This window comes from Acidovorax sp. BLS4, assembly GCF_032929295.1.
Lineage (GTDB): Bacteria > Pseudomonadota > Gammaproteobacteria > Burkholderiales > Burkholderiaceae_C > Paracidovorax.
Genome location: NZ_CP136797.1, coordinates 2,080,087 through 2,102,087, shown reverse-complemented (window position 1 = coordinate 2,102,087; position 22,001 = coordinate 2,080,087). Strand labels below are relative to the sequence as shown.

Sequence of the window (22,001 nt, the reverse complement as noted above, 5' to 3'; positions counted from 1 at the left end):
ATCCCGCCTTCACGCCGCGCGCACCTGCGCGCGCCCACCCCGCACCGAGCGCACCTCGACCCGGTCGCGGCCCGCGCGCTTGGCCTCGTAGCACGCCATGTCGGCTGCATGGAGCACCGCGGTCACGTCGTACACGCCGCTGTCCAGCGGCACGAGGCCGATGCTCACGCCCAGCGTGTAGCTGCGGCCCTGGTATGAGGGCTCCCACGCACGCACGGCGGCGCACAGCTGCTCGGCGATGGCCAGCCCGCGCCCCAGCGGGCAGCCGGGCAGCACCACGGCGAACTCGTCGCCACCCAGCCGCGCCGCCCAGCCCACCGACCGCACCTGGGTCTCGATGAGGCGGCCCACGTGGCGCAGCACGTCGTCGCCCGCGTCGTGCCCGGCAATGGCGTTGACCACGGTGAAATGGTCCAGGTCCAGGAACAGCACCACGCCCTCGCCCGCCTCCCCGCCCGGGTGCGCCTGCACCGTGTCAGGGCGGGCCGCACGGTCGGCCAGCAGCGCATGCAGGCGCTGGCTGAACGCGTCGCGGTTGGCCAACTGCGTGAGGGCGTCAAGCCCGCCCGCCCAGTTCTCGCGGCGGCGGGCCTCGCGCGCGGCGGTGAGGTCCTCCAGCATCCAGACCGTGCCCGCATCGCCTGAGGCGCCCCGCACCGAGCGGCCCAGCACGCGGGCCCATACCGCGCTGCCGTCCTGGCGCAGGAAGCACACGTCGCCATCGAAGGTGCCGTGCGCCGAGAACTCCGCCCGCACGCGCCGCTTGAGGTGCTCGTACTCGGCATCGCTCACGTAAAGCACGCGGGCCAGCCGCCCCTGCAGCTGCGCCGGCTCGTAGCCCAGCATGCGGCCGGCCTGCAGGCTCACGACCTGCAGGTTCTCGCCGCGCGTGATGATGATGCCGGTGGGCGCGTGGTCCAGGATGGACTGCAGCTGCCCCCGCAGCAGCCCCATCTGCGACTGCGTGCTGGCGCGCTCGTCGAGCAGGCCGCGGCAGGCCGCCGCCAGCCCGTCCACTTCGCCGGCGCCCTGCGGCCAGGGCATGTCTTCATGGGCACCAGGCGCGCGGGCGCCCAGGTGGGTGGCGCGGCGGCACAGCCGGGCCAGGGGCTGCGCCAGCCAGGCCATGCAGGCCACAGCCAGCAATGCGGCCGCACCGATCAGGGCGGCCGCCAGCCAGGCGGCCCGACGCTGCGCGCCCTCCAGCGGCGCGAGCAAAGCCTGCGCATCGTTCACGCGCGCCACGGTCCACTGCGTCATGGGCATGCCGGCCAGGCTGACCACATGGCCCGGCAGCCGCTCGGTGAAGCCGCGCCCCATGACCGGCTGATCCTTGTCGCCCGACCGCGCGAACACCTGCGACAGGCCGGCCTCGTCGCGCACGCTGCCCATCACCCGCGCGGGGTCCGGGTGCGACAGGATGGTGCCGTCGCGCGTGAAGACGATGAGCCGGGAATCCTTGCGCGCCGGCAGCGACATCGAGGGCGGCAGCAGCCCCTGCGACTGCAGGCGCAGCACGCCGGAGACGGCGCCCACCACCGTGCCCTCGTCCCGGTGCAGCGGGATCGTGAACATCACGCGCGCCTCGCTCGGCCGCCCGCCGATCAGGCCCGACACCAGCGGCTTGCCCTCCAGCATGGTGCGGCGCAGGCTGTCGCGTTCGGCCGGATCGAGGCTGGAGCCGCTGTCCAGGCGGCCGTATTGCAGGTTGATGGCCACGGTGCCGTCCTGCCGCACCACCTGCATGGCATCGAAGAAGCGCACCGCCGGCAGGCCCTGCTGCAGCAGCCAACCGAGGGACGACGGCGAGTCGAGCATGACCGGCTGAATGCCCTCTGCCACGGTGCTGAGCACCTTCTGGCTCTGCTCGATCTTGCTGGCCAGCAGCCGCGCGACCACTTCGACCTCGTCGGTCTGCTGGCTCACGAGGCGGCGCATGGCCTCCTCGCCGGCCGCGCGCGATACGGTCCAGGCGGCCATCGCCCCGGCGAACACCACCGCCAGCACGGCCACCAGCATCAGGCGCTGCACCAGGCGGCCGGGCAGCAGCCAGCCGGGCGTGTCGCCCGCCGCGTCCTGCTCCGCCTCGAGTGCCTCGTGCGATGGCGGGGTCATCGGTGCTCCGTGGACGAAGCACCTCTGGCAAAGGAGCGGCGAAGGGCGCAGGGCATGCTGTCAGGCGGAATGTGCAATGGGGTGCGAACGAATATACGCAGCCCCCCGAACGCGCGGGTTGGGTGGAACCCTCGGTCGGTCCGGGGGAAACCCTGAGCCCCTTCGCACCGCCGCGCCATGGCCGCGCCGCCCCGATCACCCGCGTGTTGCAGACACCCCACCCACGCCCTTGCGCGGGACGGCAGCCCCCCTTCAGCCGGCCCCGGCCACCACCTGCAGCGCGCCGGGCCGCGGCAGATTGAGCACATTGCCCGTGCCCGAAATGAGCCCGTGGTCGCGCAGGTGGCGCAGCACGCGCGACAGGGTTTCCGGCGCGATGCCCAGCTGCGCGGCGATGAGCCGCTTGCGCTGGTGCAGCGTCACGCGCAGCGTGCCCGCATCGTCGTGCTGGGCGTGCCGCAGCAGCCATTGGGCGCAACGCGCCTCGGCGTCCTGCGCGAGCCGGCTCACGGCCAGTTCGGTCTGCTGGCAGTAGCCCCGCGCCATGTCGTACACCAGCGCGCGGGCGGGCGACGGCAGCGATTCGAAGCCGGACCGGAAGGCCTCCAGCGGCATGCGGCGCAGCAGCACGCGCGTGTCCGCCACCATGTCCACCATGCACGCCTGGCCGAGCAGCGCGGGGGCGGCATCGAGCCAGCACGGCCCCTCCACCGCACCCAACTGGTGCCGAAGCAGCCCATCCTCGCGCACCCCGAGCAGCACGCGGCCGCTGTCCAGGTACAGCACGCTGGCCGGACGCTGGTGGCGCTCGCGCAGCACCTCGCCGGCAGGGGCCTCGGTCTTGGTCGGCGCAGGGGAGGAAGGAGAGGGAAACATAGAGCCGCCACTGTGACCGCAGCACTGCCGCAGGGTGTTGAGCAAAGTCAAATGCGGTGCGCTCTGGCCGCTGCCGCCGCGCCCGAGTGCCGCGGGCGCCGCATGCCCCCACAGGCCGAATGGTGAAGGCACGGTCCTTGCTTGGAGCCCTTTGCAAATCGACACGTTTTTCCTGGCCCGTTGAAGGCCCGTGTGCCCCGCCGAGCCATCGGCACCTTCCCTTCCCCCTTCCCCCTTCCCCTTTTCCCTTTCGCAGGAGTCGTATGAAAAAGAATTGGATCGCGCTGGGTGCAGCGCTGCTTTGTTCCGCCGGGGCGCAGGCCCAAAGCTCCGTGCAGCTCACCGGCCTGGCCGACGTGTTCGCCGGGTCCATCAAGATGGCAGGCGATGCGGGCCGCAAGTCGGTCGTGGACAGTGGCGGCCTCACGACCTCGTGGTTCGGCTTCAAGGGCACGGAAGACCTCGGCGGCGGACTGAAGGCCAACTTCCAGCTGACCTCGTTCATCAAGGTGGACAACGGCTCGCAGGGGCGCTTCGCCAACGACACGTTCTTCTCGCGCGACGCCAACGTCAGCCTGTCGGGCGACTTCGGCTCGGTGATGCTGGGCCGCTGGATGGCGCCCAACTTCCTGCCCTCGGTGGTGGGCAATCCGTTCGGCGATTCGTTCACCTTCTCGCCGCTGATCCTGCACATGAACGTGCCGCTGTTCAACGGCACCGGCTGGGGTGCGACCACGCCGTCCGACACGGGCTGGAGCAACCAGATCGTCTACAGCACGCCGAAATTCGGCGGTTTCTCGGCCAACATCCAGTACCAGTTCGGCGAGCAGCCGGGCGACAACGGCAAGAAGAACTTCGGCGCGAACTTCTTCTACTTCGGCGGCCCCGTGACGCTGACGGGCTTCTACGAGCGCGACCAGATCAGCAACCCCGCCGTTCCCAATGCCTACCTGGGCACGAAGAAGACCGACTGGATGCTGCTGGGCGCCTACGACTTCGGCCTGGTCAAGCCCTTCGTGAGCTACGGCGAGGCCAAGGCCGACAACACCACCAACAAGGCCAAGACGGTGCAGCTGGGCGCCTCGGTGCCGGTCGGCCCGGCCGGCAAGGTGCTGGTGGAGTGGGTCAAGACCGAGATGACGCAGACCGACATCGACCGCAAGACCTTCACGCTGGGCTACGACCACTTCCTGTCCAAGCGCACCGACGTGTACGCCATGCTCATGAACGACCGCATCACGGCGCAGACCAAGGGCAACAGCTTCGGCGTGGGCATCCGCCACCGCTTCTGATCGCCGCACGGCGCGCAGGGCGCCCCAAAACAAAAAGCGCGGGAGTCGCCTCCCGCGCTTTTTTTATGGATGCTGCAGCGCTGCCGGATCAGACCTTGCGCGACAGGTCCCACATGGCATCGACCAGCAGGTCGATGTCGCGCGCGTCGTGCCACAGGTGGGTGGAGATGCGCACGCCGTAGTGGTTGGCGGGCGCGCCGATGACAGGGAAATCGGCATTGCGGATCACGAAGCCCTGCGGGTATTCGCTCAGCATGCGCGCCACGAAGGCCGTGGATTTCTGCGCGTTCATCACGTCGTCCTTGTTCGGGAACGGATTGAACGAGGTGAGCGCGGAGAGCAGCTTGGGATCGTCCTTGGGCGAGTACAGCGCATCCACGCCCCAGCGCTCGGCGATCTTTTCCTTGAGGTAGGACGACAGCGTGAGGTCGTAGGTCTCGATCTTCTTGCGCCCGATGCCGTCCCACTGCGCGCAGGCCTGGGCCAGCGCCATGAACATGGGCGTGTGCAGGCTGCCGCAGCTGGTGATCGTCGCGGCGATGTCGTAGGTCTCGGTGCCGTTGGTGGTGCGGTCCTTGGCGGCGTAGGAGCTGGTGTGCACCGGGAACCACCTGGGCAGCGGCAGCGGGTTGGAGGCGCGCATCTTGTTGCGCACCACCAGGATGCCGGTCGAGCCCGGGCCGCACTGCCACTTGTGCCCCGCGCCGGACATGAAGTCCATGCCCAGCTCCGCATAGTTGTAGGCCATCATGCCCGGCAGGTGGGCGCCGTCCACGATGCTGATGAGCTCGTGCGCCTTCACCACCGCCATCAGCTCGGCGATCGGCAGCATGGTGCCGGTCTTGTACGTGGGCGAGGACCACATCATGGCGCGCACGCGCTTGCCCTGGGCCTTGAGCGCGCGGACGCGCTCGTCGAACAGGTTCACGTAGGTGGCGGCCGTCTGGTTGTTGCCCACCGGCAGCGCGATGCGCGAGACCTCGATGCCGTAGCGGTCGGTGGCGATCTTGAGCGGCGTGTCGCCGCCGCCGTGCTCGTGGTTGGTGGTGACCACCACATCGCCGCGCTGCCAGTCCAGTCCCAGGATGGCGTGGCACATGCCCGAGGATGTGTTGGCCGAGAACGCGAGCTCGTCCGCATCCACGCCAAAGCCCGGGGCCACCTGCTTGCGCAGGTCCAGCAGGTTGCCGTAGCCGCTGCCGGAATCGGCCGCCTTCTTGCGGTTTTCGGCATCGAACGTTTCCAGCACCAGCTTGGGCATGGAGCCGCCGGTGCCGATGTTCATGTAGGTCTTCTCGGGCTTGAGCACGAACATGCCCTGCACGCCCGTCCAGAACGCCTCGTCGCGCATGAGCTGCTCGCGCAGGGCTTCGGCCTGGGTCTGCGCGCCGCTGCTGCCGCAGGCGGCCACCAGGGGCCCGAGCGTCGCGGCGCCGGCGCCATAGCCGAGCACGCGCAGAAAGTCGCGGCGCTTGGCGCTCCAGCGCGACACCGCGCACAGGTCCAGGGGAGCGGCAGCGCCGGGCGCGGCCATCAGGGGGGTGGCTTCATTCATGGGAAAACTCCTTGGGGCGTGGAGGCAGGACCACAGCGCTTCAGCGGCGGCCGACGATGGCCGAGATTTCGATCTTCACGTCGCGCGGCAGCCGCGCCACCTCCACCGTGGCGCGGGCCGGCGCAGCGGTGCGGAAGTACTCGCCGTACACCTTGTTCATGGCGGCGAACTCGTTCAGGTCCTTCATGTAGACCGTGGTGGAGAGCACGTCCTCGTACGACAGGCCCTGCGAACGCAGCTTGGCGCCCATGAAATCGAGCACGGCGCGGGTCTGCTCCTCGATGGTGGTGCCGTTGACCGCATTGCCCGCCGCATTGAGGGGCAGGACGCCCGAGAAATACAGCGTGTTTCCGTGGGCCACCATTTGCGAATACGGCCCGATGGCCGGATAGATCTGCGTGGTGGACAGCACCTCGCGCTTGGACGGCGCGGCGCAGCCCGTCATCAGCACGCAGGCCGCCAGGGCAGCGCCCGCCCAGGCCACGCGGTGGCGGTGGATCCGATTACTCATGGAATGTCCTTTGCAACGACTTTGAATATGACGATGAAAATGATTCGGCCCATGCACGGATAAACCGGCAGGCCCCATCCATTTCCATGCGACCGCATTTCCCATAATCTTCCGGCGCGCCTTCTTCTGTCCTGGAAATCCCGATTCGCGAAAGAATTTTAGGCAGCACAACCCGCTAAAACGAAGCACCTTTTTCCCTTACGCAGTAGTACGCAGACCGGCCTACGCAGGAGTACGCAAACCACCGCCTCGCCCGTGGCTGGCATGGCTTCTGCTGCGAAGGCCTTGCTGTGGTGCGGATGCTGCGGTAGCAAGCACTCACAAGGTGCGCACCAAGCCGGTGCCGACACCCGATCCGCAGCGGCCCCAGGCACCACGGGGGTGATTATGGAAGCTGCCTTTCCATAATCACGCCCCACGCCGCCCCGAAGCATTTTGAGTTTTGGTGATTCTCCGCCCCATTCGACCGCACCGGCCGTCTTACATATGTTCACGGATTCCCGGAATATCCCATGATCCCTCGAAACAACCCGCTTGACATTGGCGTGCGGCGGCAGATAGTCATCGCTTTCCTATCCAAGAAACCCTTCATGCAATTGCGGCTCAAGCTTTTGCTGCTGTCGACCATTCCCATCCTGGTGGCGCTGGGTTCCGTGGCCGTCACCGTGCGCCACCAGACCCTGAAGCTGGCGCACCAGGAGCGGGAACTGGTCGAATCCGCCTACCTGCACAGCAAGGAGACCGAGCTGCACCATTACGTGCAGCTGGCCCAAAGCGCGATGGCGCGCATCGCGGCCGATGTGGCGGACCCGGCGGCGCGCCACCGGCAGGCGCTGGCCCTGCTCTCGCGCATGCAGTTCGGCAAGGACGGGTACTTCTTCGTCTACGACCGCCAGGGCAACGTGCTGCTGGACGCGCAGCAGATGGGACTGGCCGGCGTGGACCTGTGCGACCCGTCCAACCCGCAGAGCGAGGCGCCGGCCAACCTCATCCTCGCCAAGGCGCGCGAGGGCGGCGGGCTGGTGCGCTACCTGTGGCAAAAGCCCTCATCGCAGCAGACGGTGCCCAAGCTCGCCTACGTGATGACGCTGCCCGGCTGGGAATGGGTGATCGGCACCGGCCTGTACCTGGACGACGTGCACGACACGCTGCGCCGCATCGACCTGCGCGCCCAGGAGAACATCGACGGCACGCGCCGGCGCATCTACGGCATCGCCGCGCTGTGCATCGTGCTGATCGGGCTGGCCGGGCTGGCGCTGAACCTCAGCGACCACCGCGTGGCCAGCGCCAAGCTGCGCCGGCTCGCGCAGCGGGTGGTGCGCTCACAAGAGGAAGAGCGCGTGCGCGTGGCGCGCGAGCTGCACGACGGCGTGGTGCAGGTGCTGGTGTCCTCCAAGTTCCTGCTGGAAACCGCCCAGGTGCAGTGGGCCGAGCGCGCGGCGCACGGCCCGCACCACGTGCTGGACCAGGGCCTGGACCGGCTCAACCATGCGCTGCTGGAGATCCGCCGCGTCTCGCACGGCCTGCGGCCCGCGTTGCTGGACGACCTGGGCTTGGCGCCGGCCCTGGCCCTCATGGCGCAGCAGGTGCAGGAGCACACCGCGCTCGGCGTGCGGTTCGTGCTGCGCGGCACGGCGCACCCGCTGCCCACCAGCCACGGCACCGCGCTGTTCCGCGTGGCGCAGGAGGCGCTGACCAACGCCCAGATGCACGCCCACGCGACGCAGGTGGAACTGCTGCTGCGCTTCGGCCGCCGGCGCGTGAGTTTGTCGGTGATCGACGATGGCCGCGGCTTCGACGTGCAGCGCGTGCAGGCCGACGGACAGGGCGGCATCGGCCTGCGCAACATGCGCGAGCGCATCGAGGGCCTGGGCGGCACGTTCGGCGTGGCCTCCTGCCGCCGCGGCACGCGCGTGCTGGCCGTGCTGCCGCTGCAGGGCGACAACGACGCGCCCTACCCCGGGTTTGAACCGTCGCAGGTGCCCGCATGAGCGGCGGCGCCCCCATCCGCGTGCTGCTGGTGGACGACCACCCGCTGGTGCGCGACGGCGTGCGCATGCGGCTGGAGGCCACGGGCCACATCCGCGTCGCGGGCGAGGCGGGCGGCGTGCAGGAGGCGGTGGACCTGGCCGCCGCCCTGCTGCCCGACATCGTGGTCACCGACATCCGCATGCCGGATGCGAGCGGCATCCACCTGGCCACGGTGTTCCGCGACCGCTTTCCGCAGGTGCGCGTGCTGGTGCTGTCCATGCACCACGATGGCGAGTACGTGCGCCGTGCGGCCGCGCTGGGTGTGCGGGGCTACGTGCTCAAGGACGCGCCGGCGCGCCAGCTGGTGGAGGCGATCGAGGCGGTGCATGCCGGCGGGCGCTACTTCAGCGAAGGCGTGCAGGCCCTGCTGTACGAGCCGCCTCCCGTGCCAGCGCCGTCGGGCCGCGCGCTCACCCCGCGCGAGGCCGCGGTGCTGGAGCTGCTGGCCGAGGGCCGATCCAACAAGGACATCGCCCAGCGCATGGGCACCTCGGTGCGCACGGTCGAGACCCACCGCCTGCACCTGCGCCGCAAGCTGCGCATCGAGGGCCAGGCGGCACTCGTCAAATACGCGGTGGACTACGCCGACCTGCGCAGCGACCCGTGAGCAGCGTGGGCGATCCCTGGTGGCATGGCACCTGTCATTTCGCTGTCATGGCAAACGGCTATGGTCCGCGGTGAAATTGTGTAAGGTTGTAACCATGATCGATGCATCTCCCCGGGGCCGGCGCGATGCCTTGCTGGCGGCGTTGTCGCCCGGGGTGCGAAACGGCCATGGGCCGCTGGCGCAGCTCATGCGCGGCGACGGCCTGCACTGTGTCTTCCAGCCCCTGGCCGATCTGCGCGAGGGCGGCATCTACGCGCACGAGGCGCTGATCCGCGGCCCGGAGGGCACGCCCCTGCACACGCCCGATGCGCTGCTGCGCTGCGCGGGCGAAGAAGGCCTGCTGCAGGACTTCGAGCTGCTGTGCGTGTTCATCGCGCTGCAGCAGTGGGGCGTGCTGGGCGCGGCCGGCCGCCTGTTCGTGAACATCAGCGCCGATGCGCTGGTGCGCGGCGTGGCGCTGTGCGGTCGCGCCTCGCTGGCCGAGGCCGCGCAGGCGATGGGCGTATCGGCACGCATGGTGGTGCTGGAGATCACCGAGCACGAGCGCGTGACGGACATGGAGCCGCTGCGCCACGCGCTGAAGGAAGTGCACGCCAGCGGCGCCCGGCTGGCACTGGACGACTTCGGCGATGGCCGCTCCAGCCTGCGGCTGTGGTCCGAGGCCAAGCCCGACTTCGTCAAGATCGACAAATACTTCGTGCGCGACCTGGGCGCGCACCCCGAGAACCTGCAGATGCTGCAGGCCATCAAGGGCATCGCCGACGTGTTCGGCACCACGCTCATCGCCGAGGGCATCGAGACGCAGGAAGACCTGCGCGCCCTCCGCGACCTCGACATTCCCTACGGCCAGGGCTACCTGCTGGGCCGCCCGGCCCCGCTGCCGCGCGACACCATCCTGCTGCCCGCGCTGGATGCGCTGCGCGACCGCCGCGTGGCCGTGCTGCCGCACCTGGGCCAGAACGTGCGGCCGGGCATCCTGCGCAACCTGCTCGTGGTGCAGGCGCCCACGGCCACGCCGGAAACCCGCAACGACACGGTGGCCGGGCTGTTCAAGGCCCATGCCGACCTGCACGCCATGGCGGTGGTGGACGGCACGCGGCCCGTGGCGCTCATCAACCGCCAGCAGTTCATGAACCACTACGCCACGCTGTACTTCCGCGAGGTGCACGGGCGCAAGCCCTGCATGGCGTTCGCCAACCACGCACCGCGCGTGGTGGAGCTCGACTGCGACGTGGACCAGCTCGTGGGCATCCTCACCTCGCAGGACCAGCGCTATCTGAACGACGGCTTCATCGTCACCGACAACGGCCGCTACGTGGGCCTGGGCACGGGCGACCAGCTGGTGCGCAGCGTGACCGAGGCGCGCATCGAGGCGGCGCGCCACGCCAACCCGCTCACCTTCCTGCCGGGCAACATCCCCATCAGCCTGCACATGCAGCGGCTGCTGGACAGCGGCACCGAGTTCGTCGCCTGCTACGCCGACCTGAACCACTTCAAGCCGTTCAACGACTACTACGGCTACTGGCGCGGCGACCAGATGATCCGCCTCGTGGCGCGCCTGGCCGTGGCCCACTGCGATGCGCAGCGCGACTTCGTGGGGCATGTGGGCGGCGACGACTTCATGCTGCTGTTCCAGAGCACGGACTGGCTGCACCGCTGCCAGCGGATCGTGGACGAGTTCGCGCAGGAAGCCCTGGCCCTGTTCGACGATGCCTCGCGCAAGGCCGGCGGCATCTGGGCCGAGGACCGGCACGGCGTGAAGCGCTTTTTCACCTGCACCACGCTGTCGATCGGCGCGGTGCGCATCACACCCGGCACCATCGCGCATGCGGAAGAAGTGGCCAACCTCGCGGCCCTGGCCAAGCACGATGCCAAGCTGGCCGCGAGCGGCCTGGCCTGGCGCGACGCGGCGGACGACTCGGAGGCGGACGGCCACGATCGCGGCCCCGCCCGCATCGGCGGGATGGGCGCGGACCGCGCCATCGCCCCCCGGCCGGGCGCCCCGCTGGGCGCACGCAAAGCCGCCGCCCGCGTCGCGACGGACTGAGCGCCCCCGGCCGCGTCAGGGCACCGGTGCGCCGCCTTCGAACCAGCGCCGCACCACGTCGCGCTCCTCGTCCGTCATGCCGGTGGCGTTGTTCATCGGCATGAGCTTTTGCACCACGGCCTGCTGGTAGATGGCCTGGGCGTGCTGCTTGACCGACGGGGCCGAATCGAGCCGCAGGTTCTTCATCTGCACCTGCTCGCCGTGGCACAGGAAACAGCGCTGCGCCAGCACGGGCTGCAGCTTTTCGTAGCCGATCGTGCCCGATGCCGGCGGATTGCTTGTTCCTTTAGCTATCAAATCAGTTGCATTTCCTGCAGCCACCGGGGTGGCGGCCGGTGGCACGGGCCGCATCCACACGATGGCGCCGACGATGGCCGCCACGCCCACCAGCGCGTAGGGCAGCGGGTTGCCGTTGCGCCCGAGCTTGTGGCCGTGGCGCATGACGAAGAACTGCCGGATGGCCGCGCCGGCGAACATCATCACGATCAGCACCAGCCAGTTCTGCGGGTGGCTCCAGGTGAAGCTGTAGTGGTTGGACAGCATGGCGAACAGCACCGGCAGCGTGAAGTACGTGTTGTGCACGCTGCGCTGCTTGCCGCGCTGGCCGTGGACCGGGTCCACGGGCTGGCCGGCCTGGATGGCGGCCACCATCTTTTTCTGCCCCGGAATGATCCAGAAGAACACGTTGGCGCTCATGGCCGTGGCGATCATCGCGCCCACCAGCAGGAAGGCCGCCCGGCCGGCGAACCAGTGGCAGGCCAGCCAGGAGGCCACGCACACCAGCCCGAACACAAGCGCGCCGACGATGGCGTCGCCGTTCCTGCGCCGCCCGAACAGGCGGCACACGGCGTCGTACAGCAGCCAGAAGACGACCAGGAAGCCCAGCGCCGCGCCGATGGCCGCAGGCGGCGCCCAGTCCATGCGCGATTTGTCGATGAGGTAGGTGCCGGCGCTCCACAGGTAAGACACGGTGAACAGCGCGAAGCCGCTCAGCCAGGTGCTGTAGCTTTCCCAGTAGAACCAGTGCAGGTGCGCGGGCAGCTTCGGCGGCGAAACGGCGAACTTCACCGGATGGTAGAAGCCGCCGCCGTGCACGGCCCAGAGCTCGCCGCTCACGCCCTGCTTTTTCAGGTCGTCGTCGACCGGCGGCGTGAGGCTGCTGTCCAGGAAGACGAAGTAGAACGACGAGCCCACCCAGGCGATCGCGGTGATGACGTGGACCCAGCGCAGCAGCAGGTTGGCCCAGTCGAGGAGATAGCTTTCCATGTGTCTCAGCCTCGGCGGCGCACGAAGGCGCCATGGGGGCGGCGCGCGGCGCACCACCCGGTCAACCTGCTCACCACTGCGGGCGCTCTGAGCAGAAGAAAAGGCCGCGCACCTGGGGGCTGACGACACGCGTCGGCTCCGGGCACCGCTGCGACCTGTGCCGCGAGTGTATGCAGGAATCGTTCCTGCCGAACGCCCGGCGCGGCACGGCGGCGTGCGGATTTACCCGGGCTGCGCGGGGTCCGGCGGCACCGGCAGGGCCAGCAACTGCGCCGCCACCGACACGGCGATCACCTCGGGCTCCTTGCCCGCGATGCCTGGCAGCCCGATGGGGCAGGTGACCCAGGCCAGTTCGTCGGGCGCGAAGCCCCGCGCGGCCAGCCGGTGCGAGAACGTCGCCCACTTCGTGCGGCTGCCGATGAGCCCGATGAAGGGCAGGTCGCCCCGTTCGCGCTGGCGCAGCAGGCAGGCGGCCACCACGTCCAGGTCCTCGGCGTGGCTGAAGCTCATGACGAGCACTTGCGAGCCCGGCGCGAGCGACGGCACGGCGGCGTGCACGGGATCGGAGTGCTCGCACGCCACGCCTGGCGGCGCCTCGGCCGGGGCCACGGGGAATGCGGGGAACACGCTGTCGCGGCTGTCGATCCAGGTCAGGGCGAACGGCAGGGCCGACAGCACGCGGACCAGCGCATGCCCCACATGGCCCGCGCCGAACAGCGCCACGGGCGTGCGCCGGGGTGCCAGCCGCTGCGCCAGCGCGGCACGCTCGCCCGCGCCCACCACGGTGAACCGCAGGAACACCACACCGCCGCAGCACTGCCCCAGGCTGGGCCCGAGCGCGAACCGCAGCACGGCGGGGCCCCCCTCGCCCGCCAGCCGGCGGCGCGCCTGCGCGATGGCATCGAACTCCAGCCGCCCGCCGCCGATGGTGCCGGCCAGGCCATCGGCCAGCACGGCCATCCACGCACCGCTTTCGCGCGGCACCGAGCCTTGGGTAGACTCCACCTCCACCATGCAGGCCGGGCCGTGCGCCAAGCCCTCCAGCAAACGATGCAACGCCGCCATCACCATCCGAGTCCTCCGGTACGCCCCGCGCAACGGCAGCACGGGCACCGCACAGCATAGCCACAGCGAGACCTGCCCATGCCCACCCCTTCTCCTGAACGGCTTCCTCGCCGGCCGCGCGGCCGGTGGCTGGCGGCCAGCGTCATGGCCGCCCTGGCATCCCTCATCGCGGCCTGCCGGTCATCGGGACCGGAACCGGCACCCCCGCCCGCCAAGGCCGCGTCGGACACCAGCAGCCCGCTGGAGAAGGAGGTGGTGGGCCCGGTGCCTGCCGAGCAAGGCTCCGCGCGCCCCTCGGCCGCCGAAACGCCCCGCGCCTACCGGCAGGACGCCGCCACCCACCTGTACGGCCTGAACGCCCACCGCATCTACAAGGGCAAGCTGCCGCCCTTGCTGTACGCCATCGGCACGCTGCAGGTGGACATCGACCGCGCCGGCCGCGTGACCCGGCTGAACTGGATGCGCGCGCCGCGCCATGCGCCCGAGGTGATCGCCGAGATCGAGCGCACCGTGCGCGCCGCCGCGCCCTACCCCGTGCCTTCGCGGATGGGCAAGGTCACCTACACCGACACCTGGCTGTGGCACAAGTCCGGGCGCTTCCAGCTCGACACGCTGACCGAGGGCCAGCTCTGAGCCGGGCTTTCATGCGCGCTCAGGAGCCGCGGTAGGTGGAATAGCTCCACGGGCTGACCAGCAGCGGCACGTGGTAGTGCTGGTCCGCGTGGGCCACGCCGAAATCGAGGCTCACCTGGTTCAGGAAGTTCGGCTCGGGCAGTTGCACCCCCCGGCTGCGGAAATAGCCCGCCACGTCGAACGTGAGGCGGTAGGTGCCCGCGCGCAGGCTGGCGTTGTCGAACAGCGGCGCATCGGTGCGGCCATCGGCGTTGAGCACCAGCCGCTGCAGCAGCGTGGCGGCCTCGCCATGGGTGGCATACAGGGCCACGGCCATGCCCGCCGCGGGGCATCCGTGCATGGTGTCGAGAACGTGGGTGCTGAGGCCCATGGGCCATCTCCTTGGGGTGGATTGAAGGGATCGGAAACCGCCCCCGCCGGCAGCGCGGCGAGCGGACGACCCGCCGAGTATGCATGGCCGCCATGGCCCGCACGGCGCGCCTGCCTCATACCCCAGGCAGTTTGTCCGAATATCTTTCTGACATTTACAAAAATGCTTCTCAGCATACAAATCTCGGCGATTTTCCTGCCATGGCTTGGATATCATCGCCACGCTTGAATTTTCAAGCCGAGATACTCAAAACCATGAATGGAGGTTTTTCCAATGCAACGCCTTGCCGCCGTTTTGCTGGCTTCTTCGCTTTCCCTGATGGCCCTGCCGGCCAGCGCCAAAAGCCGGCTCGATAATCCGGCCGACATCCAGCAGGCGCTGGCCGCCGGGGACGCGGTGTCGGTCGCCATCGACCTCTCGCTGTGCACCCCCAACTCCGCCAACGCCACCCCCAGCCGCACGCGCGGCGGCCTGCGCATCGAGGCCTACCGCATCGTCGAAGACGGCACGCTGTCCTTCAGCGACGCCCATTTCACCGTCGCGCGCGACGGCATGCCGATCCAGCAGCTGCTGCGCTACCAGGTGCGCCCGGACGGCACCATCGACTTCACCATGTTCGTCTTCGACCTGCCCGGCTACCAGCAGCGCGCCGAACCGCTGGCCTACCGTTGCGCGATCAACCAGGGCCTGCGCTTTCACGCCGATTAATCCCACCAAGGATTGACAAAGCACACCGCCCCGCCGATCCCAACGATCGGCGGGGCGGTGCAGGGTGATTTTCAAAATGCTGCCGCCCCATATTCCGGGCGGCATTTTTGCGGATTATCGAAGCCGTTGAAGGCCCGCCGCGTCAACGCGCCGCGCAGAAACCGAATTCCGCCTTCGCTCCGGGGGCCAGCGTCTTGTTCCAGTCCACGCCCGACGCGTGGAGCGTGCTGCCCGATTGCGACCACACGGCGTTCCAGAGGTTGTTGACCGTGCCGGTGATCGTCAGATTCAGGGCCCAGTCGCCCGCCACGCCGCCGGTGTTGGTGACCTGCACGCGCTCGCAGTAGCCGGTGTTCCATTCGCTGTCCACGATGACCTGGGTGCTGAAGCTGGCGCCGCCCGTGGGAGGGGTGGTCGGCGGTGTAGTGGGCGGCGTCGTCGGGGGCGTGGTCGGAGGGGTGGTGGGCGGTGTGGTCGGCGGCGTCGTGGGAGGGGTGCTGGAGCCGTCGCCCCACAGGCGCTGGAGCAGCGTGACCTTGTCGGTGCGCACCGTCGTCCAGTCGTCGTTCAGGATGCCGCCCGTGTCGCCGCTGTTGGGGTTCCACGACCAGTAGAAGCCGCTGCGGATGCCCTTGCCGATGAGGTAGTCCACCAGCTTGTTCTGCCAGGCCACGTCGCGGGCATCGCCCTGGCCGAACTTGCCGCCGAACTCGCCCAGCAGCACGGCGTGGCCGGCCTGCACGAAGCGGCCGAAGTGCTGCTCCCAGATGGCGGGCATGTTGTCGGGGAAATTGGAGGCGCCGAAATACGGCTGGCCGTATACGTCCGGCCCGTAGGCGTGCGGCGCGAGCAGCAGGCGGTCGGCCGGAATGTTCAGCGGCGTGCACTCCAGCGGCTCCAGGCTGCCGCCCCACCAGTGGCCGCCGCTGCTGGAGCAGCTGGGGTTCTCCGCCACGCCTTCCACCACGATCAGCCAGCGGGGCGCCACCTGCAGCACGGCGGCCGAGGCGCGCTCGGCCGCGCGGTTCCAATCGGTGGCGGCATTGCCGGTGCCCCAGGTGGCGGCGCCGTGCGGCTCGTTCTTGAGGTCCAGGCCGATGACGCCGGGCACGCTGGCGTAGCGCTGCGCGACGAAGGTCAGGTCAGTGATCCACTGCTGCTCGCTGTACGAGCCGGTGTACCAGAGCTCGGAAATGCTCTGGCAGTCGGGCGTGTGGTGGTCCAGCAGCACGTACATGCCGCGGCTGCTCAGCTCGTTCACCACCTTGTCCAGCACCTGCAGGGCGCTCAGGCCCTGCAGGTCGGCGTTGCGGCCGTAGTCGATGCTGTTGGGCGGCGTGCCGCGCAGCGTCTGCGGGCAGAACGGCAGGCGCACGGCATTGAAGCCCTGGCCCTGCATCTGCGTGATCATGTCCTTCCAGTTGCGCGCCCACAGCCCGTGGACCACGTTGGTGTTGGTCTCGAAGCCGAACCAGTTCACGCCGCGCAGCTGCACGGCATTGCCGTTGTCGTCCACCACCTTGCCGGCATCGATCGCATAGCTCCAGGACAGGCTGCTGGCCGCCAGCAGGCAGCCGCCCAGCACGAGCTTCTTCAGTAAGGATTTCATCGCCATGTCGCACCTCCGTGGTTGAAAGGAAGGCCCGCCGGAGGGCCGCGACCACGGCCAACATTCTTCCTGGCGGAAACCGGCTGACATGCTAGGGCCAGAGTTCCCTGTCAAAGTGCAACTTTTCACCGCAGACGTTCGCAAATGCAAATGGGAGGTGCACCGACAGGCGCTGCCGCAGGGAAGCGGCAGGCAACTTCTCTACACTCGCCACGGCGCCGCCGCTGGGCGTCCACCGATTCATAACGAGGAGAGAGCATGAACCCCATCCAACGCACGCTGCTGGCCAGCAGCCTGGCCCTTGCCCTGGGCAGCCTGGCCGCCTGCACCAACGTGCCCACGGCCGGCCCCGGCAGTGCCGAGGGAGCGCCCGCCGCCGCGCCGCAGGCCGTGCAGCAGACGGCCGCGGCCCGCGCCGCCAGCAATTCCTACGATTTCGACATGGATGTGTTCCACCCGGTGGTGGCGCGCAACGGCATGGTCTCCACCGAACAGGAACTGGCCTCGCGCGTGGGCCTGGACATCCTCAAGGCCGGCGGCAATGCGGTGGATGCCGCGGTGGGCATCGGTTTCGCGCTGGCCGTGGTGCTGCCCAATGCGGGCAACCTGGGTGGCGGCGGTTTCATGATGGTGCACGATGCCAAGACCGGCAAGGACGTGGCGCTCGACTTCCGCGAAGTGGCGCCGCAAAAGGCCACCCGCGACATGTACCTCGACGCCAACGGCAACGTGGTGGACGGCAAGTCCCTGTACACGCCCTACGCCGTGGGCGTGCCGGGCACGGTGGCGGGCATGGAGCATGCGCTCAAGAACTGGGGCACGCTGCCGCTGTCGCGCGTGATCGCCCCAGCCATCGCGCTGGCGGACAAGGGCTTTCCCGTCAGCCTCACGCTGGCCAAGACGCTGCACCAGGAGAAGGCCAACATGGGCAAGTGGCCGGCGACTCGCCAGATCTTCTGGCGCGGCGACAGCCCGCTCAAGGTCGGCGACCGGCTGGTGCAAAAGGACCTGGCGCAGTCGCTGCGGCTCATCAGCCAGCAGGGTGCCAAGGCGTTCTACCAGGGCCCCATCGCGCGCCGCATCGCCGCCGAGATGGCGCCCCACCCCGGCGCCCTCACGCTGCAGGACCTGGCGGCCTACAAGGTGGTGGAGCGCGAGCCGGTGCGCGGCACCTACCGCGGCTACCAGATCGTGACCATGCCGCCCCCGTCCTCCGGCGGCGCGCACCTGGTGCAGATGCTGAACATGCTGGAGCAGTGGCCGCTGTCGCAATGGGGGCAGAACAGCGCGCAGACGATCCACTACATGGCCGAGAGCATGAAGCTCGCCTACGCCGACCGCTCGGAGTACCTGGGCGATCCGGACTTCGTGAAGATCCCGCTCAAGGGCCTCACCTCCAAGGCCTACGCGCAGTCGCTGGCCAAGGGCATCAGCCCCACCACGGCGCGCCAGGCCAAGGACATCAAGCCCGGCCAGCCCCAGCCGTATGAAAGCGACCAGACCACCCACTACTCGGTGGTGGACAAGGCGGGCAACGCCGTGGCGGTGACCTACACACTCAACACCAACTTCGGCAGCGGCATCGTCGCCAAGGGCACCGGCATCCTGCTGAACAACGAGATGGACGACTTCTCCGCCAAGCCCGGCGTGGCCAACACCTACGGCCTGGTCGGCGGCGACGCCAACGCGGTGGCGCCCAACAAGCGCCCGCTGTCGTCGATGACGCCCACCATGGTGCTCAAGGACGGCAAGCCCATGCTCGTGACCGGCAGCCCCGGCGGCGCGCGCATCATCACCACGGTGCTGCAGACCATCGTGAACACCATTGACTTCGGCATGAACCCGGCCGAGGCGGCCTCGGTGCCGCGCGTGCACCACCAGTGGACGCCCGACGAGCTGCGCGTGGAAAAGGGCCTCAGCACCGACACCCTGTCGCAACTGCAGGCCCGCGGCCACCACATCGCCGTGAAGCCTTCGATGGGCCGCACGCAGACCATCCAGTTCCACGACGGGCTGCTGTACGGCGCCTCCGACCCGCGCAACCCCGACGGCGAGACGCTGGGCTATTGACGCTGGGCTACCGACCCGCGGCGTTTCCCGCCCTGACAGGCCGCGCTCCGCGAGGGGCGCGGCCTTTTTTCATGGGAGCGTGGGCCCGTGGGAAGCTTCAAGCCAAAAAGGCCTGCAGCGCATATTCCACTAGGGAATAACGCTATTGAATCAATAGCACTCTGAAATCATTCACATTGGTGTGCGTGGGCCCGGTGACCACCAGATCGCCCAGCGCCGAGAAGAACCCGTAGGCGTCGTTGCGGTCCAGGTGGCGGGCCACGGCCAGGTCGGCCGCCCGCGCCCGTGCCAGGGTGTCTGGCGTGACGATCGCGCCGGCGTTGTCCTCCACGCCGTCGATGCCGTCGGTGTCGGCCGCCAGCGCCCATACGTTGGGCTGCCCCTGCAGCGCCTGGGCCAGGCCCAGGCAGAACTCCCCCGCCCGCCCGCCCCGGCCCCGGGGCACGCCCTCAGCGCGCGGGCGCACGGTCACCGTGGTCTCGCCGCCCGACAGGATGACGCAGGGGCGCGCGAACGGCTGGCCGCGCTGCGCCACCGAGCGCGCCAGCGCCGCATGCACGCGGCCCACCTCGCGCGACTCGCCCTCCATCTCGTCGGACAGGATGTACGCCGCCACGCCGGCCGCGCGCGCCGCCGCCGCGGCGGCCTCCAGCGATTGCTGCGGCGCGGCGATCAGGTGGACCGCGTGGCCGCCGAAGGCCGCGTCGCCGGGCTTGGGGGTCTCCAGCGCGCCGGCCTGCAGCGCCGCATGCACCGGCGCGGGCAGGTCGATGCGGTAGCGCGCCAGGATGTCCAGCGCCTCGGCGCAGGTCGTGCCGTCGGGCACCGTGGGGCCGCTGGCGATCACGGCGGGGTCGTCGCCCGGCACGTCGCTGATGGCCAGAGTGACCACGCGGGCCGGCGCGCAAGCGGCCGCCAGCCGCCCGCCCTTGATGCGCGACAGGTGCTTGCGCACGCAATTCATCTCGGCGATGCCGGCGCCGCTCTCCAGCAGCGCGCGGTGGATGCGCTGCTTTTCCGCCAGGGTCAGGCCCTCGGCCGGCAGGGTGAGCAGCGCGGAGCCGCCGCCCGAGATCAGGCACAGCACCAGGTCATCGGCCGTGAGCCCCTGCGTGAGCGCCAGCATGCGCTCGGCCGCCGCCAGGCCCGCCGCATCAGGCACGGGGTGCGCGGCCTCCACGATCTCCACGCGCTGCGGCAACCCGGGCGGCCGTTCGGGCACATGGCCGTAGCGGGTCACGACCAGGCCCGACAGCGGCGCATCGGCCGGCCACAGCGCCTCCAGCGCGTGCACCATCGAGCCTCCCGCCTTGCCCGCCCCGAGCACCAGCGTGCGCCCGCGCGGCGGCGGGGGCAGGTGCGCGGCCAAGCCATGGGCCGGCAACGCGGCGTGCACGGCCACGTCGTACAGATGGCGGAGGAACGCGGCCGGCTGGCTGGCCGGCGGCGACACGGGCAAGGCCGGCAGGCCGGCGGCGGCAGGGGTCTTGGGGGTGGTCATCCCCGGATTCTGGCCGAACGGGTCGGCGCCACATCGTCCACCAAAACTGTATACACATTGCTGGGCCACGGCTATCATGCGCCGATGCAAACCTCCACCACCAGTGCCATCGTCGGCGACCTGACGCGGGCCATCGTCGAGCACCGGCTGCTGCCGGGCGCCAAGCTGGCGGAGCAGAAACTGGCCGACCATTTCGGCGTCTCGCGCACGCTGGTGCGGCAGGCGCTGTTCCAGCTGTCGCAAAAGCGGCTGGTGCGCCTGGCGCCCGCGCGCGGCGCCTTCGTGGCCGCGCCCTCCGCCGACGAGGCGCGGCAGGTGTTCGCCGTGCGCCGCATGCTGGAGGCCGAGATGACCCGCGCCTTCGTGCGGGAGGTCACCCCCGCCCGCATCCGCGCCCTGCGCGAGCACGTGGCCCGCGAGAAGGCCGCCGTGGACGGCGCCGACGTGCAGGACCGCACCGAACTGCTGGGCGACTTCCATGTGCGCATGGCCGAGCTGATGGGCAACCAGGTGCTGGCACAGATGCTGCAGGAGCTGATCTCGCGCTGTGCGCTGATCACGCTCATGTACCAGAGCGCCGACGAGGCCGCGCACTCGCACGACGAGCATGCCGAGATCGTCAGGGCCCTGGCCGCGCGCGACGAGGAGCGCGCCGTGCGCCTGATGGACGCGCACCTGCTGCATGTGCAGGACAGCCTGATGTTCGACCGCAAGCTGCCCCCCAACGACATCTCCATGGCTCTTTCGTGAGGACCCGATGACCGCCGCCCCGATCTACGACGCCACCCTGCCCTACCCCCGCGACCTCGTGGGCTACGGGCGCAATCCGCCGCACGCGCGCTGGCCGGGCAACGCCCGCATCGCCGTGCAGTTCGTGCTGAACTACGAGGAAGGCGGCGAGAACGCCGTGCTGCACGGCGATGCCGGCAGCGAGCAGTTCCTGTCGGAAATGTTCAACCCGGCCAGCTACCCCGACCGGCACATCAGCATGGAGGGGATCTACGAATACGGCTCGCGCGCCGGCGTGTGGCGCCTGCTGCGCGAGTTCGAAAGGCGCGGCCTGCCGCTCACCGTGTTCGGCGTGGCGACGGCCTTGCAGCGCCACCCCGACGTCACCGCCGCCTTCATGGAACTGGGCCACGAGATCGCCTGCCACGGTCTCAAGTGGATCCACTACCAGAACGTGCCCGAGGCCGTGGAGCGCGCCCACATGGCCGAGGCCCTGGCCATCTTCGAAGCGCTCACGGGCCAGCGGCACGGCGCGCCCGGCACGGTGCACGGCGCGGGCTGGTACACCGGCCGCGACAGCCCCAACACCCGCCGCCTGGTGGCCGACCACGGCGGCTTTGCCTACGACAGCGACTACTACGGCGACGACCTGCCCTTCTGGATGAAGGTCGCCCGGACCGACGGCAGCACGGCCCGGCAGCTCATCGTGCCCTACACGCTCGACTGCAACGACATGCGCTTCGCGCTGCCCCAGGGCTACTCGCACGCCGACCCGTTCTTCCAGTACATGAAGGACACATTCGATGCGCTGTACGCCGAGGGCGACCCCGCCGGCGACGACCGCCCCAGGATGATGAGCATCGGCATGCACTGCCGGCTGCTCGGGCGCCCGGGCCGCATCACCGCGCTGCAGCGCTTCCTGGACCACGTGCAGCGGCACGACCACGTGTGGGTGTGCCGCCGCATCGACATCGCACGCCACTGGGCCGAGGCCCATCCCTGCCCGGAGTGAACGC

At 69.6% G+C, this 22,001-nt stretch carries 18 protein-coding genes; 9 read left to right on the top strand and 9 right to left on the bottom strand.

Annotated elements, in window-relative coordinates; all coding sequences use genetic code 11:
- Positions 1 to 9: 9 nt before the first annotated feature.
- Together R1Z03_RS09730 and R1Z03_RS09725 are read right to left on the bottom strand one after the other, a co-directional pair.
- A complete protein-coding gene (locus R1Z03_RS09730; protein ID WP_317359101.1) occupies positions 10 to 2,115 on the bottom strand; it encodes a diguanylate cyclase in 2,106 nt (701 codons plus the stop codon).
- A 252-nt stretch (positions 2,116 to 2,367) separates the two neighbouring features.
- A complete protein-coding gene (locus tag R1Z03_RS09725) occupies positions 2,368 to 2,991 on the bottom strand; it encodes a Crp/Fnr family transcriptional regulator (RefSeq protein WP_317360325.1) in 624 nt (207 codons plus the stop codon).
- A gap of 263 nt (positions 2,992 to 3,254) precedes the next feature.
- On the opposite strand from R1Z03_RS09725, the gene R1Z03_RS09720 reads away from it, so the two are divergent.
- On the top strand, positions 3,255 to 4,283 hold the full coding sequence (locus R1Z03_RS09720) for a porin (RefSeq protein WP_272567786.1): 1,029 nt from the start codon (positions 3,255 to 3,257) through the stop codon (positions 4,281 to 4,283).
- A gap of 88 nt (positions 4,284 to 4,371) precedes the next feature.
- On the opposite strand, the gene R1Z03_RS09715 is transcribed toward R1Z03_RS09720, so the two are convergent.
- On the bottom strand, positions 4,372 to 5,838 hold the full coding sequence (locus R1Z03_RS09715; RefSeq protein ID WP_372588249.1) for an aminotransferase class V-fold PLP-dependent enzyme: 1,467 nt from the start codon (positions 5,836 to 5,838) through the stop codon (positions 4,372 to 4,374).
- A gap of 40 nt (positions 5,839 to 5,878) precedes the next feature.
- On the bottom strand, positions 5,879 to 6,349 hold the full coding sequence (locus tag R1Z03_RS09710; protein WP_284411172.1) for a Rid family detoxifying hydrolase: 471 nt from the start codon (positions 6,347 to 6,349) through the stop codon (positions 5,879 to 5,881).
- A gap of 590 nt (positions 6,350 to 6,939) precedes the next feature.
- On the opposite strand from R1Z03_RS09710, the gene R1Z03_RS09705 reads away from it, so the two are divergent.
- From R1Z03_RS09705 to R1Z03_RS09695, 3 genes are all read left to right on the top strand, one after another.
- Positions 6,940 to 8,340, top strand: a complete 1,401-nt coding sequence (locus R1Z03_RS09705) for a cache domain-containing protein (protein ID WP_317359096.1) — start codon at positions 6,940 to 6,942, stop codon at positions 8,338 to 8,340.
- A complete protein-coding gene (locus R1Z03_RS09700) occupies positions 8,337 to 8,987 on the top strand; it encodes a response regulator transcription factor (RefSeq protein ID WP_317359093.1) in 651 nt (216 codons plus the stop codon). The genes R1Z03_RS09705 and R1Z03_RS09700 overlap by 4 nt, the downstream gene beginning before the upstream one ends.
- Positions 8,988 to 9,081: 94 nt before the next feature.
- Positions 9,082 to 11,034, top strand: coding sequence for a phosphodiesterase (locus R1Z03_RS09695; RefSeq protein WP_317359091.1), 1,953 nt, complete (start codon positions 9,082 to 9,084; stop codon positions 11,032 to 11,034).
- Between the two features lie 15 nt (positions 11,035 to 11,049).
- Here the strand turns inward: R1Z03_RS09695 and R1Z03_RS09690 are convergent, their stop codons facing one another.
- Together R1Z03_RS09690 and xdhC are read right to left on the bottom strand one after the other, a co-directional pair.
- Entirely contained in the window at positions 11,050 to 12,300 is a 1,251-nt protein-coding gene (locus R1Z03_RS09690) for a urate hydroxylase PuuD (protein ID WP_317359088.1), read from the bottom strand.
- A gap of 222 nt (positions 12,301 to 12,522) precedes the next feature.
- Entirely contained in the window at positions 12,523 to 13,365 is an 843-nt protein-coding gene (gene xdhC / locus R1Z03_RS09685; protein ID WP_317359087.1) for a xanthine dehydrogenase accessory protein XdhC, read from the bottom strand.
- 144 nt (positions 13,366 to 13,509) lie between these two features.
- Here xdhC and R1Z03_RS09680 point away from each other — a divergent pair, with 144 nt between their 5' ends.
- Entirely contained in the window at positions 13,510 to 13,998 is a 489-nt protein-coding gene (locus R1Z03_RS09680; protein ID WP_272569618.1) for a hypothetical protein, read from the top strand.
- A 19-nt stretch (positions 13,999 to 14,017) separates the two neighbouring features.
- Here the strand turns inward: R1Z03_RS09680 and uraH are convergent, their stop codons facing one another.
- Complete coding sequence (uraH, locus tag R1Z03_RS09675) at positions 14,018 to 14,368, bottom strand: hydroxyisourate hydrolase (RefSeq protein WP_284396223.1); 351 nt, start codon at positions 14,366 to 14,368, stop codon at positions 14,018 to 14,020.
- Positions 14,369 to 14,641: 273 nt separating this feature from the next.
- Here uraH and R1Z03_RS09670 point away from each other — a divergent pair, with 273 nt between their 5' ends.
- A complete protein-coding gene (locus tag R1Z03_RS09670) occupies positions 14,642 to 15,076 on the top strand; it encodes a VirK family protein (protein WP_317359083.1) in 435 nt (144 codons plus the stop codon).
- A gap of 142 nt (positions 15,077 to 15,218) precedes the next feature.
- Here the strand turns inward: R1Z03_RS09670 and R1Z03_RS09665 are convergent, their stop codons facing one another.
- Positions 15,219 to 16,691 (bottom strand): cellulase family glycosylhydrolase, encoded by a 1,473-nt coding sequence (locus tag R1Z03_RS09665; RefSeq protein ID WP_317359080.1) that lies wholly within the window; start codon positions 16,689 to 16,691, stop codon positions 15,219 to 15,221.
- A 252-nt stretch (positions 16,692 to 16,943) separates the two neighbouring features.
- On the opposite strand from R1Z03_RS09665, the gene ggt reads away from it, so the two are divergent.
- Complete coding sequence (gene ggt / locus R1Z03_RS09660; protein ID WP_317359076.1) at positions 16,944 to 18,755, top strand: gamma-glutamyltransferase; 1,812 nt, start codon at positions 16,944 to 16,946, stop codon at positions 18,753 to 18,755.
- Positions 18,756 to 18,897: 142 nt separating this feature from the next.
- On the opposite strand, the gene R1Z03_RS09655 is transcribed toward ggt, so the two are convergent.
- Positions 18,898 to 20,256, bottom strand: a complete 1,359-nt coding sequence (locus tag R1Z03_RS09655) for a glycerate kinase (protein WP_317359073.1) — start codon at positions 20,254 to 20,256, stop codon at positions 18,898 to 18,900.
- Between the two features lie 84 nt (positions 20,257 to 20,340).
- On the opposite strand from R1Z03_RS09655, the gene R1Z03_RS09650 reads away from it, so the two are divergent.
- Together R1Z03_RS09650 and puuE are read left to right on the top strand one after the other, a co-directional pair.
- Entirely contained in the window at positions 20,341 to 21,006 is a 666-nt protein-coding gene (locus R1Z03_RS09650) for a GntR family transcriptional regulator (RefSeq protein ID WP_317359070.1), read from the top strand.
- A 7-nt stretch (positions 21,007 to 21,013) separates the two neighbouring features.
- Complete coding sequence (gene puuE / locus R1Z03_RS09645) at positions 21,014 to 21,997, top strand: allantoinase PuuE (protein WP_317359067.1); 984 nt, start codon at positions 21,014 to 21,016, stop codon at positions 21,995 to 21,997.
- Positions 21,998 to 22,001 lie beyond the last annotated feature (4 nt).